This is a genomic window from Clostridium sp. AF19-22AC, assembly GCF_003479085.1.
Lineage (GTDB): Bacteria > Bacillota > Clostridia > Lachnospirales > Lachnospiraceae > Faecalicatena_A > Faecalicatena_A orotica.
On the sequence record NZ_QUGN01000001.1, the window covers coordinates 377,071 to 391,383 of the forward strand.

The window sequence follows — 14,313 nt, forward strand, 5'->3', positions numbered from 1 at the left end:
TTTATAATACTGATTATAAATCCGTAAAAAAGAGTTGTCAATTTAAAAGAAAAAAACGCCATGTTTATAAGGAAAAATTAAGTTAAGAGAAAAGTTGGCACAAAGATTGCTATATAGATTAATAAGAATAAAAAGAAAGGAAATAAAAGTTATGAGTTATCCAATTAAGGTAAGAATGATTTCTAAAACAGAAGTAGAAAACCTGGTATCTCCTAAAGACGTTCTGGAGGCGGTAGACTCTACCTTTCAGGCTCTGGGGAACGGACGGATATTCCATCCGGTAAAAGAGCCGATCTGGATGGGGAAGGAAAATGCAAACATGTTGATTGCAATGCCTGCACATCTGAAAGAAAAAAACATTGTTGGAATGAAGTGGGTGAATATGTACACCTACCAGCAGGAGGGGATCCCTTCATCCTATGGGAACCTTCTGATTCTGAGCCATGAAGAGAATGGCCAGCCATATGCAATTATCGAGGCGACCGCGATTACTACGATGCGTACGGCGGGAGGGCACGGAGTCGTTGCCGCACAGTATCTTGCGAAGAAGTCTTCAGAGATACTTGCTGTTGTCGGATGCGGGGCAGAAGGAATAGCGGGAATTAAAAGTTTCCTGTACGCCTTCCCCGGGTTAAAAGAATTACGTGTATGTGACAGGAATCCGGCCGCTTTGGAAAATGTAAAAGAACAATTTGGAAACCAGATAAAAATCACAGCATGGGAGAATGCGGAAGATGCAGTCAGACCGGCAGATATTGTTCTGCTTGTGACAACTGCAAGAAAACCGGTTGTCATGTTTGACTGGCTGAAGAAAGGCTGCTTTGTATCCGGCCTGTACTCCTTCAACGACCTTGATCCGGAATGTTCCAGAAGGGCGGATAAATGGTTCCTCGGCTCAAAGGATACGGATTACCACCAGATTATCAAAGCACCGTATCTTGCACCATACAACCTGAGCATGGAAAACGTAACAGGAGACCTTGGGGAAGTGGCTGCAGGAAAATGTGCGGGAAGAGAAAACGATGACGAGATCATTGTGTATACACACATGGGGATGGGAGCCCTTGATATTGCGGTGGGCGATATCATTTACCGCCGGGCAGAAGAACAGAATATAGGGAAAGTAATTGATTTGTCATAAGAGGAGGAAATGGAAAGATGGGAAGAAAGTATTTTGCAGCGAATGCAACAGATTACACACAAAAGCTGGCTGATTATGCGGTGGATTTAAAGTTCGGGGATATTCCCGCCGAGGTAATTGAAAGGGCCAAAATGCTGACCCTGCACACTTTGGGTGTTGCACTGGCAGCAAAACCAATCGAACTGTCAGATGCAGCCATAAAAGTAGCAGAGGCTGCCAATGGAGGAAAGGGAGGAGAGGCTTCGGTCTGGCTCGGCGGTGAAAAATTATCAATGGCCAGCGCTGCATTTGCGAATGGGACATTATCCGACATGCTGGACTGGGAGGACTGTGCATGGGCCGGACATCCGAATGCCGGTGCAATCCCGGCGGCGATGGCGGTTGCAGAAGGGCTGAAAAAGGACGGAAAAGCATATCTGGAAGCAGTTGTGGCGGCCCTTGAGATTTATCAAAGAGTTTCTATGGCAGTACAGCCTGCAGATGATTTTGACCACAATGAAGGATGGGCCTTAGGCAACTGGCAGATATTCGCGGCATCCACACCTGCGGCAAAGCTGATGGGATTAACAAAACAGGAGATGAACCAGACCTTTGGTGCAAGCGTCCTGTTTGCGAAAATGCCTTCGAACCTCCAGCAGGCGACCATGAGCAACGCTTACCACTATGAATACGGAATTACGGCGCAGAACGGGATTCTTGCGGCAATGTGCGCTAAAAATGGTGTGGCTAACCTGATGGATTGCTTTGATATTCCCAATGCATATTGTGAACAGCTTACAAAAGCAGTAGACAGGACATGGCTGGACCGCAGTCTGGATGACAGGTTCTATATGATGGATATTCTCGTGAAGCACTGGCCTGCAAATATGTGGGTGCAGACTCCTGTCGAATTAGTGGATTTGCTTGTGAAAGAGAATAACATCCATGCAGATGATATTGCAGAAATCGTGGTAAACCCTCCGACACAATACCGCATGCATTTCTATGAGGAAGGATTTGAAAGCCTGATGGAGGCACAGTTCAGTATTCCTTATGTTATTGCAGCGATGCTTCTGGATCCTAAGCCGGGCCCGAACTGGTATACACCGGAGATGTTTAAAGATCCTAAGTTAATAGAACATGCCAAAAAAGTAAAGGCAGGACCGGATAAAGAAGATACTCTGCTGGAATGTTTCCATATCTACCAGAATGGCAGCCATCCGGAGAAAACGGTCACGATTACAATGAAAGACGGCACCGTGTACGAGAAGACGCAGAGAACGCACAAAGGACATCCGCTGGACATGCTTACATTAGATGAGTTCTGTGATTTATTCCGCAGAGAAGCTTCCTTTGCACTGACTCCAGAGCGGACGGAGGAAATCATTGACTTTGTTCTGAACCTTGAAAATGTAGATGATATGTCAAAGATTCATGAGCTGCTGGTATAGACGTCTAAAGAAAATTGATCTGACAATATAAGGAGGGAAGCTCATGAAAAGAATTACTGTAATGGGAGGCGGCGGAACCGGAATTATGATGGCAGCCGATTTGTCTCTCAAAGGACATGATGTTACTTTGTTTGAGGTTAAAGAACATGCGGCCGGAATTGAAGAGATAAAAGAACGGGGATACATAGAGGTTACCGGGAATGCGGCCAATGGAAAAGCGGTTATACATACGATTACGACGGATATTGCGGAAGCAATGAAGAACCCGGAATATATCCTGATCGGAGCTATGGCACAGCGGCAGGAAGAGTTTATGGATTTAGCGGTTCCTTATCTGAAAGACGGGACAGTCGTCTGCTTTTCAGCCGGAAACTGCGCCTCTATCATACTGAAGAATAAGATAGGGGACAAGGATGTGTTAGTGGGGGAAATGCAGGGGAATATTTATCCGTGCCGCTTGCTTCCGGACGGAAAACTGATTAGTGCATTCCCATACAAGGAAAAAGGGATGGCGGCATTTCCGGCACAGGATAATGATAAGTTTATCGAAGCAATGAATCAGGTTTACCCGTGCCATCCCGTGAAGAATGTATTTGAAGCGGCATTAAACTCCCCCAATACTTCTATCCATCTTGCGGGAAGCATACTGGGAATCACCAAGATGGAGACAATGGAGGACTTCCGCCTCTACAGAGACGGCCTGTGTCCTTCCGTTGCGTCACTTATCCGTGGCGTGGAAGAGGAAAAGGCACTGGTGATGGAAAAAATGGGCTATGAGATGGGCCGGGCTGTCGGGCAGATAGAAGCCCTCATGGAATATGACAGGCACCCGGAGCTGGAAATATTCAGGGGGCTGGAAGGCCCGACGAGTGTCCATCACCGGTATATTACAGAAGATGCTTATGCAGGGAACAGCCTGCTTTTATCTCTGGCAAAAGAGTATGGCATTGAAACACCGCTGTGTGAGGGCCTGCTTGCCATTGCATCGTCACTCAATGAGACACCCTTCTACCAATTAGGGAGGACCGCTGCATATTTCGGTTTAAGTGGGATGGAGCCGGAGGAAATCAACAGATATCTTGAGACAGGAGAAAAATAACTATATGGAAAAGAGCGGGAAAAAGTATGTAGTAGGAGTGATCAATGTCAGGAATACGAAAAGTTCGGTGATGGAAGAAGAGTTTGCTGTCGGATTTCCGGATAATGTGGAAATCGTTATGGCTTATGCGCCGTTGGAGCTAGTCTCCTACGATGGTCTGATGGGGTTCTTAGATGCACTCCCGGGTGCATTGGATCAATTTATAGACAAGGACCCGGATATCATCATCGTACCCAGCCTCACAGGAAGTGCGATAAAGGGCTATGAAATTGTAAATATACTGGAACAGCGAAGCGGCCGTCCGGTCATTGTGCCTGCTCTGGAGACAAAGAAGTGTTTCAAAACACTTGGAATCAGACAGATCGCAATCGTTTCGGCATTTGGCGTGGAATTAGGGCTTCTGGAGCAGTTATTCTTCCGTAACCATGATATTGAAGTTACGAATCTTATTAATATTTTTGACGAGCCTAGTGAAGACAGACTGAGAATTGACCAGGTTGACAGCGCCTTGATTCTCGAGAAGGCAAGAAAGGAAGATTTCAGGGGGGCACAGGCAGTCTTTTTCGACAGTCCCACCTACAAGCTGCGGCCTATTATAGAGGAATTGAAATCTTTGATAAAGCTGCCGTTATTTTCGGTGAACCAGATTATCATTTATTCCGCATTGAAAAGGCTGGGGCTTCCGGCAGACCACCTGCCGATTGCCGAATATTACAGGGAAGAAGAGGAAAGGAGGCAGAGCCGTGTATAAGAAAGAGAAAATAACGGAAGTAATTGAGAGGAACAGAGAGGAAATCACGGAGCTTTGTGAGTACATTTTTGAGAATCCGGAATTGGGATTTCACGAATACAAAGCAAGTGCTGCATTGAAGGATTTTCTTGAGAAACATGGGTTTACAGTAGAAATGGGTGTAGCAGGGCTTGAGACTGCGTTTCGTGCAGAGAGAAAAGGAAAAGGGCAGGGGCCGACAGTTGGATTTTTCTGTGAATACGATGCACTTCCCAACGGACATTCCTGCGGCCATAATATTATCGCATCCTCTGCGGTGATGGCAGGCGCAGGGCTTGCGGAAGCTATGGGGGAATATGACGGGAATGTCGTTGTGCTCGGGACACCTTCGGAGGAAGGAAGCGGGGGCGGAAAAGAGCTCCTCTACCAGGCAGGGGTCATGGATGATATAGACTGTGCCATGATGTTCCATCCGGGTAATAAGACTGTGATCAATGATATTCTGCTTGCAATCAGCGCTTATTCGTTTACCTTCCACGGCCGGGCAGCCCATGCAGGAGCCTGCCCGGAAAAGGGCATCAGTGCTGTGGAGGCTGTGATACAGATGTTCAACAATGTAAACGGGATGCGGGTAACCGTAAAACCGGACACAAGAATCCACGGGATTATAAAACAGGGCGGCGTAGTGACAAACGTGATTCCGGACCTCACAGAAGCGCAGTTTGGAATCCGGGCGAAGACGAAGGAGGAATTAGAGGAACTGGTAGAACGTGTAAAAAACTGTGCCAGAGGTGCTGCACTTTCTACAGGGTGTACGGTGGACATCCGGGAGATCGGTATTTCTTACATGAATTTGAAAAATAGTGAAGTACTTCTTCAGCTGGCTGAAAAAAATATGGCGGATATGGGGGAGCAGATCGATGTAAGAAATGCATCAGAAGGCCTTGGGTCCAGTGACGTCGGGAATATTTCACACAGAATCCCGACCTTCCAGATCATGATTGGAGTTGGAAGCCCGGCAATACCGCACTCAGAAGCATTTGCAGAAGCCTGTGGGGGAAAACGAGGTGCAGATATTGCAGTCAGGGCGGCAACGGCACTGGCGATGACAGGAATGGATTTATTTAACAAACCAGAACTTATTGAAAAAGCAAAAGAAGAACTATTAAAGGAAAAAGAGGAGGAATAAAGTATGAAGACAATGGATTTAACTCAATTGAACAGCCCGCTTATGTGGCTGGGATGCGGACTGCCGGTGTTATTCTTATTGTTTCTGGCCGGAAGGACATGGAAGAAGTCCTATAAAACAGGACAGGAGATAGGGCTGGAGCAAAGCCAGCTAAAGGCTGCGATCAAAACAAGTGCAATTACGGCAATCGGACCGTCTATCGCCTGCCTCGCAGGAATGTTTGCCGTCATGGCAATCATGGGGGGCCCGGTGGCATTCATGCGGCTGTCCTTTGTAGGAAATTCCATGTTCGAACTGATGGCGGCAGGATTTGGTGCAGGAGCAACGGGGATTCAGGTCGGTGTTGATAAGATGACGGAGAATGGATTCATGGCCGCACTCCTTGTTATGATTTTAGGATCTATTCCCTGGGTACTGTTTGGAACCTTTGCTTCTGATAAGATGGACAAGATCCAGAATAAAATTGTAAAAAAAGTTGGAAGGTCCATATTACCTGTTATTTCAACAGGAGCCCTGCTTGGTGCGCTTGGCGCGAACAACGCAACCTACCTGACTGCAATAGATAAGACAACAATATCCTGTCTGTTAGGTGCAGCAATCATGGCAGCAGCGTGCATCATTGCCAAAACAAAAAACATCAAATGGCTTTCACAATGGAACCTGACAATCGCGATTTTCCCGGCAATGATTATCACGGCACTTTTGTAGAATAGAAAGGAAGGGTAAAAATATGTTAAAACCAGAAGAGGTAAGAGAGGATATTTATCAGAACAGTTACTTAAAAGGAATCCATAAAAGCGGTAAAATAGGCAACTATATCTGTGTTGTTTTCTGCTTTATCCCTGCGATTCTTGTTGCCCTTGTATATGGGATCGAAATCCCCTGGGCGGCAGTACTGACAGGATGGCTTTCCATCGCAAGTGCGATCGGGGTTGTATGGTTTGTAGAACCGATTTCCAATTTCCCGATTGTAGGTTCGGCAGGAACTTACATCAATGTTGTTGCAGGAAATACATCGAATATGCGTGTGCCCTGTGCGGTTATGGCACAGAAAGAAGCAGGGGTAGAGCAGGGGACGCCGGAAGGCTCCATCATTTCAACACTTGGCATTTGTACGTCTGTGTTTGTTAATGTGCCCGTACTGGCAGTCGGAGCAATCCTCAGCAGCGTTATTATGAGTTATCTCCCCCAGGGAGTGCTGGATGCATTTAACTATCTGCTGCCCGCACTCTTCGGAGCCGTATTTGTACAGTTCGCCATGACAAAGCCGAAGATCGTACCGGTTGCATTACTGCTCGGGATTTCATTCTGTTTCATGGTAAAGAAGGGCGTATTCAGCTTCCTCGGCCCAAACCCGAGCTATGTGACATCACTCGTCGGAACATTCGGAACAATTGCGTTTGCTCTCTGGATGTATAAAAAAGGAAAAATCTGATTCTGAGAAACAAAACAGGAGGGATTCTGTATGATCATTGCAGCAGATAAAATTGTGACCGGCGACGGTGCAACCGTTTTAGAAGATTCCGCTATCCGCATAGATGAGGGCGGGAGAATAGGGAAGATTGGAACATGTTCAGCAGTAAAGACAGCATATCCGGGAGAAGAAGTCATATCATATCCGGGAAGTACGCTGCTTCCGGGGCTGATTGATTTACACGCACATCTGGGGCATTGGGGGTGCAGGCCGGCGCCCCAGATGCAGAACGATTACATGATGGCATATATTACCCAAAAGTATGCACAGGATGCATTTAAACGCGGTGTGACAACACTTCGGGACGTAGGTTCTCCGGAAGGGGTGTGCATGACGATGAAAGAGGCATCCAGAATGGGATTTTTCAAAATTCCGAGGATGGAATACTGCGGCAGCGCACTGTGCATTACGGGAGGGCACGGGAGCTCATTTGGGCTGGGAGAAGGCGTGGAAGAGACTGACGGTATTGTCGCACTTCAAAGGGCAATCAGGACCCGGATCAAGCATGGCAGCAAATGGATCAAAATCATGACAAGCCACCGGTCAGACCTCTGCGAGTACAGTCAGGAAGAACTGGATGCGGCGGTCAGGGAATGCCACAGGCTGGGGGCTAAGATAACCGTGCACTCCGGGACACAGCCTTCCATTGGTATGTGTATCAAGGCTGGGTTTGATACGATTGAACATGCAACATTTGTTACGAGGGAACAGATACAGGAGATGGCCGGTAAGAAAATTGCGTGGACCCCGACGATCCTCCCCTATACAGTCATTTATGAGAATCTGGAAAAGAAGTACGAAAATATAGAAGAAAAACCGAGAGAGTATTACTATTGCAAGGCGGCGGCCGATATGTATAAAGATCATTTTAAAGAGTATTATGACATTGGGGTGCTCGTAGGCGCCGGGACGGATAATATTACGGCAGCCGGACGGACAGATACCTTTGTCGCAAAGGAACTTGCATATATGACAGAATATGGTCTTACGCCTCTTGAGGCAATCCAGACAGGGACTATGAATGGCGCAAAGGTCCTTGGCATGGAAGACCAGGTAGGACAGCTGAAGGAAGGGCTGTACGCAGACCTGCTGATTGTAAACGGAGATGCGTCAAAAGATATCCATGCACTTGAAAATGTCAATACAGTATATCTAAACGGCGAAACAGTATATCATACATAAAATTCGACGATAAAGGTACTACCGCCCCCGTCCGTATCCTCCACCCTCAGCCTGGCCCCCTGAACCCTGGCAAGTTCCGAAGCGATAGAGAGACCCAGTCCAAAGTGTTCTTTCTTACTCCGGGACTTGTCGCCACGGTAGAAGCGGTCAAAAATGCGGCCTTTTTCTTCTTCCGGTATCCCGGCTCCGTAATCAACTACGGAGACAGAAACATGGCCCTGCAAGACTTCTGCTTTCAGTAAAATCTTCGGATGCCTGCTGTTTTCAAGCCCGTAAGCAGCCGCATTATCCAACAGGATGGTGAAGATCTGCAGGCAGAGTACCGGGTCCGCTTTTATCCGGGGCAGGACCATATCCGGGAGCTCGAGCAGCAGGCTGCTGTTTTTTGCATGGAAGACAGGTTCATACAGCTCCAGAAGATGCAGAAGTAATTCGTCGATTTCTACGTTCTCTTTCTGTATTGTCAGGTGATTGGAATCCATATTCGCAAGAAGCAAAAGATTCTTAATCAGGGAACTGCCCCGGTCACATTCTTTTTGTATGACGGACAATAGCCGTGGCATTTCTGAGGGGGCATCCGCAATGGCTGCAGCATTTGCCTGAATGACGGCAAGCGGGGAGCGTAATTCATGGGAGGCCGCTGACACAAAGTCCTGCTGTTTCTGATAACTTTCCTCCAAGGGTGCTGATGCACGGCGGACAAAACGCCTTCCGGCCAGATAGAGCAGGAAGATTCCAATGCAGTCCGCCAACAGAAACAAAAGCCCCATAATCAGGATGCGGAAATGTTCACCGCTTTCATCGGATAAGAGGATTAGTTTTTTATAGCCGGAATCTGTGCGGATAACCAGCACGCTTCCAAGCCATGTATCATGGTGCTGTCCTTTTGTACGGAAGACGGAGCTTTGTAACGTGTTTGAGGAGACTGGCAGGGAATCCTCATAGATTCCTTCTTTTTTGGCCTGTCTGCCAGCCTGCTCCAGCAGAAAATCCCGGTTCTTGGTGGTTTCATATGTACCGGGGAAGAACAGGGGGTGCCCGTTTTCTTCGATATAAATAATCAGTTCATTCAGCGTTTCCATTTCTGCCAGATAGGAATCGGTAACCGTATTATCTGTCTGCAGTCTGGAAGTCAGCGTAAACAGATGATTCTGGAACAGCGACTGCCGTTTGTTTTCCTGAGATATCAGGGAAAAAAGAAACGTAAGAACAACAATCAGGGTTAGAATCAGTCCCGTACTTAACGTATATAAAAATATCAGGTTTTTCTTAAACTCACGAAACATGTGGTCCCTCCAGACGATAGCCCAGGCCGTGCATGGTTGATATAACCGTCTCGCTGCGCAATGTCTTCAGATGTTTTCTCAGGAAATAAATATAAGTGTCTAAATTCCCGTCTTCTACGGCAGTATCCGCGCCCCAGATCCGCAGGAATATCTGTTCCCTCGTCAGTGTCTTTTCGGGATTGCGTAAAAAGTATTCCATCAGCAGGGCAGCCCGGCCGGAGAGCCGCAGTTCCAGCCCGTTACACTTCAGAATCCGGGTATCAGGTGTAAAAGAAAGGTCGCTAAAAGCAAGGTCCTGATGCTCGGAAAGGATGGCCGGGCGCCGGGAAAGAGCGCGGATTCGCGCCATCAGTTCTTCAATCGCATAAGGTTTGACCAGATAATCATCGGCACCGCAGTCCAGCCCGTCGATCCGGTCGTTTACAGTATCTAACGCGGTAGTCAGGATTACCGGGACCGTGATATGGTTCTGGCGTATGGCGCGCAGGATGGACAGCCCGTCAATCTCAGGAAGCATCCTGTCCAGCAGGATCAGTTCGTACGAGCCGTTCAGGGCATGGTATAAAGCATCACTTCCCTTATGGCAGCAGTCAGAAGAATGGTTTCTGGCTTTTAGCTGAAGCTTAAGAGCATCGCAGAGTTCTTTGTCGTCTTCTATGATCAAAATGTGCATAATTAGTCCCCCTCGTCCTGTAATAAAAACATTATAGCAGATAAATCTCAAAAAAATCTTTAAAAAAAGAATCTGGCTTTCAAGATTTTTTGAGATAGTTTCTGTATGATAGATAATAAAGAATGTAAGGAGGGGTGTTATGAAAAATATGTGGAAATATACAATTGTATTTTTGTTGATTTTATCATTGGCAGCCGGGGGGCTTACGGGCTGTAAGGGCGATGGTAAAAAGAAGTCCTCCGGAAAAGGGCGGTATGTTGAAAAGGACATAGAATTCCCGGTGAAGGAGGGACAGGAGCAATTCATAAGTTTTTTACAGTCAAAGGATGGCAATCCGCTGTTGTTTGCAAGCAACTACCTGAGGGCGGAAATCGCCCGGTACGAATATGTGGATGGAAAATGGGAAGAGACTGACCTTGACTGGTTCAGCAGACTGCACGATGAAGGAATGCCGACGATCGGCAAGGTGCGGGATGTACAGGAGTCTGATGATGGCACACAGGTGGTAATCATGCAGGGCACTGCGGGGACCCCGGACATTATATGCCGCGGGAAAGTAGGAAGTGCGGGAGAGATTCTCGAAATCCCTTATGTGACAGAGAAATCGGGAAACCAGTACATGATGGTTCAAAATATGGTGATAGACAAAGAAGGAAACTACTGGCTGAACGATCTGAATAATTTGAAGGCCGTGGTCATCTCACCGGATACACTGGAAACTATTATGGAGGTGGATTCTGCTTATTACGGCGATGCATTTTCCGGTTATGGAAGGCTTGCAAAAGGAAAGGACGGAAGTATAGCAGTCCAGGCAGAGGATGGCATCTGCAAGATATATGATGCCAAAAGCCTTGAAACAAAAGGTAAATTAACATTTGAAAAGGGTGAATGGCCTGCATTATGCAGTGATGGCAGCAATTGGTATGCTGTCTCCGAAAAAGGAATCAGCCGCTGCCAGATTGGCAGTGATATGACGGAAATTATGATGGACGGCGGCATGGGAATGATGGGACAGCCCAAATACAGGGCCGGTTCCGTAATCATGGGAAGTGATGACGATTTCTATGTGCTTTACGGGCAGAATAAGGACTATGATTATAACCTGAAGCATTATGTTTATGATCCGGATATCTCAGCAGTACCGGAAAAGACACTGACTGTGTTTGGCTTGTCGGACAATGATACGGTTCGTCAGGGGATTCAGGAATTCCAGAGGAAGAACCCGGATGTCAGGGTAGATTTCCATACATCAGGCAAAGAGGACAGCGAAGTGACTTCAGATGATATCCGGACACTGAATACGGAACTGCTCAGTGGAAACGGCGCAGATGTGCTGCTTATGGATGGCCTGCCCCTGGATGCCTATATAGAAAAAGGGACACTGGCGGACCTGACAGACTTCACGAAGGAATTGACAGCCGAAGATTCCTATCTGGATAACATTTTAGAAAATACGGCGCAGAAGGATGGCAGGATTTATGCCCTGCCAATAAAATTCAGGATTCCAATTATGTATGGAAGCCCGGAAGTCCGGGATGCATTAGAGTCAATTGATTCTTTGGAACGTTATCTGGACAAAGAGCCTGATGCAACTGTTTTTAGCTTTCCTGACCACTGGTACATCAGAGATCTTCTCTTTCAGCTATATCACGAAGAGATTGTGAAAACAAACGGTAAAGTCGATCAGAAGAAGCTAAGGACACTCCTTGAACTGGAAGAAAAAATCTGTGAAAATGCCGGGACAAAAGAATTCGAAGAACGAAACGATATTACAGAGAAGTACAAGGATTCCGCGGGGATATTCACCAGTTGGGCAGAATTTGGGATTATAAAGCATCCGGATACAGCAGAAACCGCGGAGATTTCCAGCGTGCCCGGCATGACCTTCCCTTATGGAATTATGCGTGAGCTAAGCCTGTCCCCGGTATCCATCCAGAATCTGTATCATCCGGTCGGTATCGTGGGAGTGAACCAGAACAGCACCCAGAAGGATTTGGCAGAGGAATTCCTAAAATTCCTGCTGTCCGAAGAGGTACAGTCGGTGCAGCAGAAAGAGGGACTTCCGGTTCTGGCAGATTCAATGGACGGCCTGAAGGAAGAACTTGATAGTACATATATGAATTCACTTAGCAGTGGATGGAGATTTGAAACAGAAGATGGAGAAATGGAGTTTATTGCATTTGGATATGCAGTGACGGAGGAAGAACTTCGGGGCCTGCTTGACATGAGCCGGACACTGACCAAACCTCTGATACAGGACCGTGCCGTATGGGGCATTTATCAGGAGAACGCGGAAAAATATCTGGAGGGCAGTATCGATGTGGATGAAGCAGTTGAGACCATTGCGCAGAAGGCGGATACCTATCTCGCAGAGTAAGAAGACGGAATACCGGACGGCATACCTGTTCCTGCTCCCAAGTCTTTTGGGAGTGGGAGGGTTCGTCTTCCTTCCCTTTCTGGATGTCTTCCGGCGCTCCTTTTTACAGGCATCCGGACACGTGTTTGTAGGGTTTGGGAATTACCGGACTGTGCTTCAAAACGAAGCTTTCCAAAGGGCGGCAGGCAATACAGCGAAGTTTATGCTGGTCTGTATCCCGCTGCTTCTTACATTGTCCCTTAGTATTGCGGTATTCGTCCAACAGAGCAAAACATACCAGAAACTTATGAAAACCGGGTTCCTGCTTCCGATGGCACTGCCGGTGGCATCTGTGGCAGTCTGCTTTAAAATGATATTCGACCGGCATGGCTGGCTGAACCTGTTCCTTAGGCAGTTTGGAGGGAAAGGGGCGGACTGGCTCTCTTCGGACAGTGCTTTCTGGGTGCTGATTGCCTGTTACGTGTGGAAGAATCTTGGATATGACATGGTGCTGTGGCTGGCAGGGTTAAGTGCAATACCGAAGGAGCAGTATGATGCGGCTAAGGTACAGGGTGCAGGGCGGTGGGCTCTTTTTCGCTATATCACCCTGCCCCAGCTGGCAGAGACGATATTTGTAACGGGGCTTCTTTCCTTTATCAATGCGTTCCGTGTCTTTCGTGAAGCATACCTGCTCTCAGGGGATTATCCGGACAAAAGCATCTATATGCTGCAGCATTTGTTTAACAACTGGTTTACCAGTCTGGATATCCAGAAAATGACAGCCGCAGCGGTGATGCTGGTGCTGTTGATAGGAGGGATCTTAAGCGGTGAGGAATTTTGGAAGAACTGCCGGGAGAAAAAGGAAGAGCAAAGGAAATAGCGGGGGCGTAAGAAGGAAGAAGAGGCAGTTATTTGATGGTGTGACAGGTCTGTTCCTGTTTTTAGTACTGGTTATCATGGTATCGCCGCTGCTCCTGATCGTATCCTATTCGTTTATGGGAAGCGGAGAGCTCAAGGAAGTGTGTGGTGCGGTTCTGTCAGGGATGAAAGGGATGGCGGGATTCAGGTTCTTTCCTGCATATCCCACGCTTCGTGCATACGTGCAGATCCTTCTGGATTCACCGGAGTTTTTTACGTCTTTCTGGAATTCCTGCATACAGACGGGGGGAATCCTGCTGGGGCAGTTTCTTGTGGCAGTCCCGGCCGCATGGGCATTTGCCAATTTCAGGTTTCCGGGAAAGAATGTGCTGTGGTTCCTTTATATGCTTCTGATGATCCTGCCGTTTCAGGTGACGATGGTTTCCGGATATCTGGTTTTAAACAAAATACATCTGATGGATACGTTTGCAGCAATCATCCTGCCGGGAATGTTTTCCACACTTCCGGTCTTCATTTTAAGGAAAACTTTTGCAGCAGTTCCGAGAGAGATCATTGAAACGGCGAAGGTGGACGGGGCGGACGAGTTCAGGATTTTCCTGTCCATAGGACTGCCATTGGGAAAGGCGGGGATCTTTGCAATCCTCATCTTAGGATTTCTGGAGAGCTGGAACGCGATTGAGCAGCCCATGACATATTTAAAGACAGCGGCGTATTGGCCAATGTCACTGTATCTGCCGCAGATTATAGAGAAAAATGCTTCTCTTGCGTTTGTAGCTTCTATGATTATGCTGGTGCCGGCACTTCTTTTGTTCTTCTTTGGACAGGATTATCTGGAACAGGGGATTGCTGCATCAGGGCTAAAGGGGTAGACAGA

13 protein-coding genes are annotated in these 14,313 nt (G+C 47.4%); 11 read left to right on the forward strand and 2 right to left on the reverse strand.

Features of this window, described 5'->3' with window-relative positions:
* Positions 1–151: 151 nt before the first annotated feature.
* Genes DWX43_RS01710 through DWX43_RS01745 form a run of 8 tightly spaced genes read left to right on the forward strand, consistent with a single transcriptional unit; the run spans position 152 to position 8,245 of the window.
* Positions 152–1,141 carry an ornithine cyclodeaminase family protein gene (locus tag DWX43_RS01710; RefSeq protein ID WP_118618390.1) on the forward strand — a complete coding sequence of 330 codons (990 nt, stop codon included), beginning with the start codon at positions 152–154 and terminating at the stop codon, positions 1,139–1,141.
* 17 nt (positions 1,142–1,158) lie between these two features.
* On the forward strand, positions 1,159–2,571 hold the full coding sequence (locus DWX43_RS01715) for an MmgE/PrpD family protein (protein WP_118618392.1): 1,413 nt from the start codon (positions 1,159–1,161) through the stop codon (positions 2,569–2,571).
* Between the two features lie 43 nt (positions 2,572–2,614).
* Entirely contained in the window at positions 2,615–3,670 is a 1,056-nt protein-coding gene (locus DWX43_RS01720) for an NAD/NADP octopine/nopaline dehydrogenase family protein (protein WP_118618394.1), read from the forward strand.
* Between the two features lie 4 nt (positions 3,671–3,674).
* On the forward strand, positions 3,675–4,421 hold the full coding sequence (locus DWX43_RS01725; protein ID WP_109731536.1) for a hypothetical protein: 747 nt from the start codon (positions 3,675–3,677) through the stop codon (positions 4,419–4,421).
* Positions 4,414–5,589, forward strand: coding sequence for a M20 family metallopeptidase (locus DWX43_RS01730; protein WP_182440592.1), 1,176 nt, complete (start codon positions 4,414–4,416; stop codon positions 5,587–5,589). Before DWX43_RS01725 ends, DWX43_RS01730 begins: the two co-directional genes overlap by 8 nt.
* 3 nt (positions 5,590–5,592) lie before the next feature.
* Complete coding sequence (locus DWX43_RS01735) at positions 5,593–6,297, forward strand: DUF5058 family protein (RefSeq protein WP_109731538.1); 705 nt, start codon at positions 5,593–5,595, stop codon at positions 6,295–6,297.
* A gap of 22 nt (positions 6,298–6,319) precedes the next feature.
* Positions 6,320–7,024 carry a hypothetical protein gene (locus tag DWX43_RS01740; protein ID WP_109731539.1) on the forward strand — a complete coding sequence of 235 codons (705 nt, stop codon included), beginning with the start codon at positions 6,320–6,322 and terminating at the stop codon, positions 7,022–7,024.
* 30 nt (positions 7,025–7,054) lie between these two features.
* Positions 7,055–8,245, forward strand: coding sequence for an amidohydrolase family protein (locus DWX43_RS01745; protein ID WP_118618398.1), 1,191 nt, complete (start codon positions 7,055–7,057; stop codon positions 8,243–8,245).
* On the opposite strand, the gene DWX43_RS01750 is transcribed toward DWX43_RS01745, so the two are convergent.
* Both DWX43_RS01750 and DWX43_RS01755 read right to left on the reverse strand, forming a co-directional pair.
* On the reverse strand, positions 8,236–9,531 hold the full coding sequence (locus DWX43_RS01750) for a HAMP domain-containing sensor histidine kinase (RefSeq protein ID WP_118618400.1): 1,296 nt from the start codon (positions 9,529–9,531) through the stop codon (positions 8,236–8,238). The genes DWX43_RS01745 and DWX43_RS01750 overlap by 10 nt on opposite strands.
* Positions 9,521–10,204 (reverse strand): response regulator transcription factor, encoded by a 684-nt coding sequence (locus DWX43_RS01755; protein WP_118618402.1) that lies wholly within the window; start codon positions 10,202–10,204, stop codon positions 9,521–9,523. Before DWX43_RS01755 ends, DWX43_RS01750 begins: the two co-directional genes overlap by 11 nt.
* 139 nt (positions 10,205–10,343) lie before the next feature.
* On the opposite strand from DWX43_RS01755, the gene DWX43_RS01760 reads away from it, so the two are divergent.
* The 3 genes from DWX43_RS01760 to DWX43_RS01770 all read left to right on the forward strand — a co-directional run bounded on the left by DWX43_RS01760 (position 10,344) and on the right by DWX43_RS01770 (position 14,308).
* Positions 10,344–12,581 (forward strand): ABC transporter substrate-binding protein, encoded by a 2,238-nt coding sequence (locus DWX43_RS01760; protein ID WP_118618404.1) that lies wholly within the window; start codon positions 10,344–10,346, stop codon positions 12,579–12,581.
* Positions 12,523–13,440: a sugar ABC transporter permease gene (locus DWX43_RS01765; protein ID WP_182440593.1), complete on the forward strand. Its 918-nt coding sequence runs from the start codon at positions 12,523–12,525 to the stop codon at positions 13,438–13,440. Before DWX43_RS01760 ends, DWX43_RS01765 begins: the two co-directional genes overlap by 59 nt.
* Positions 13,441–13,516: 76 nt before the next feature.
* Positions 13,517–14,308: a carbohydrate ABC transporter permease gene (locus tag DWX43_RS01770; protein ID WP_118618526.1), complete on the forward strand. Its 792-nt coding sequence runs from the start codon at positions 13,517–13,519 to the stop codon at positions 14,306–14,308.
* The last annotated feature ends 5 nt before the right edge of the window (positions 14,309–14,313 follow it).

Bases quoted from the DNA above. Each gene is read 5' to 3' on its own strand.
- DWX43_RS01710 (WP_118618390.1), top strand. From the start codon at position 152: ATGAGTTATCCAATTAAGGTAAGAATGATTTCTAAAACAGAAGTAGAA.
- DWX43_RS01715 (WP_118618392.1), top strand. From the start codon at position 1,159: ATGGGAAGAAAGTATTTTGCAGCGAATGCAACAGATTACACACAAAAG.
- DWX43_RS01720 (WP_118618394.1), top strand. From the start codon at position 2,615: ATGAAAAGAATTACTGTAATGGGAGGCGGCGGAACCGGAATTATGATG.
- DWX43_RS01725 (WP_109731536.1), top strand. From the start codon at position 3,675: ATGGAAAAGAGCGGGAAAAAGTATGTAGTAGGAGTGATCAATGTCAGG.
- DWX43_RS01735 (WP_109731538.1), top strand. From the start codon at position 5,593: ATGAAGACAATGGATTTAACTCAATTGAACAGCCCGCTTATGTGGCTG.
- DWX43_RS01740 (WP_109731539.1), top strand. From the start codon at position 6,320: ATGTTAAAACCAGAAGAGGTAAGAGAGGATATTTATCAGAACAGTTAC.
- DWX43_RS01745 (WP_118618398.1), top strand. From the start codon at position 7,055: ATGATCATTGCAGCAGATAAAATTGTGACCGGCGACGGTGCAACCGTT.
- DWX43_RS01750 (WP_118618400.1), bottom strand. From the start codon at position 9,531: ATGTTTCGTGAGTTTAAGAAAAACCTGATATTTTTATATACGTTAAGT.
- DWX43_RS01755 (WP_118618402.1), bottom strand. From the start codon at position 10,204: ATGCACATTTTGATCATAGAAGACGACAAAGAACTCTGCGATGCTCTT.
- DWX43_RS01760 (WP_118618404.1), top strand. From the start codon at position 10,344: ATGAAAAATATGTGGAAATATACAATTGTATTTTTGTTGATTTTATCA.
- DWX43_RS01765 (WP_182440593.1), top strand. From the start codon at position 12,523: ATGTGGATGAAGCAGTTGAGACCATTGCGCAGAAGGCGGATACCTATC.
- DWX43_RS01770 (WP_118618526.1), top strand. From the start codon at position 13,517: ATGGTATCGCCGCTGCTCCTGATCGTATCCTATTCGTTTATGGGAAGC.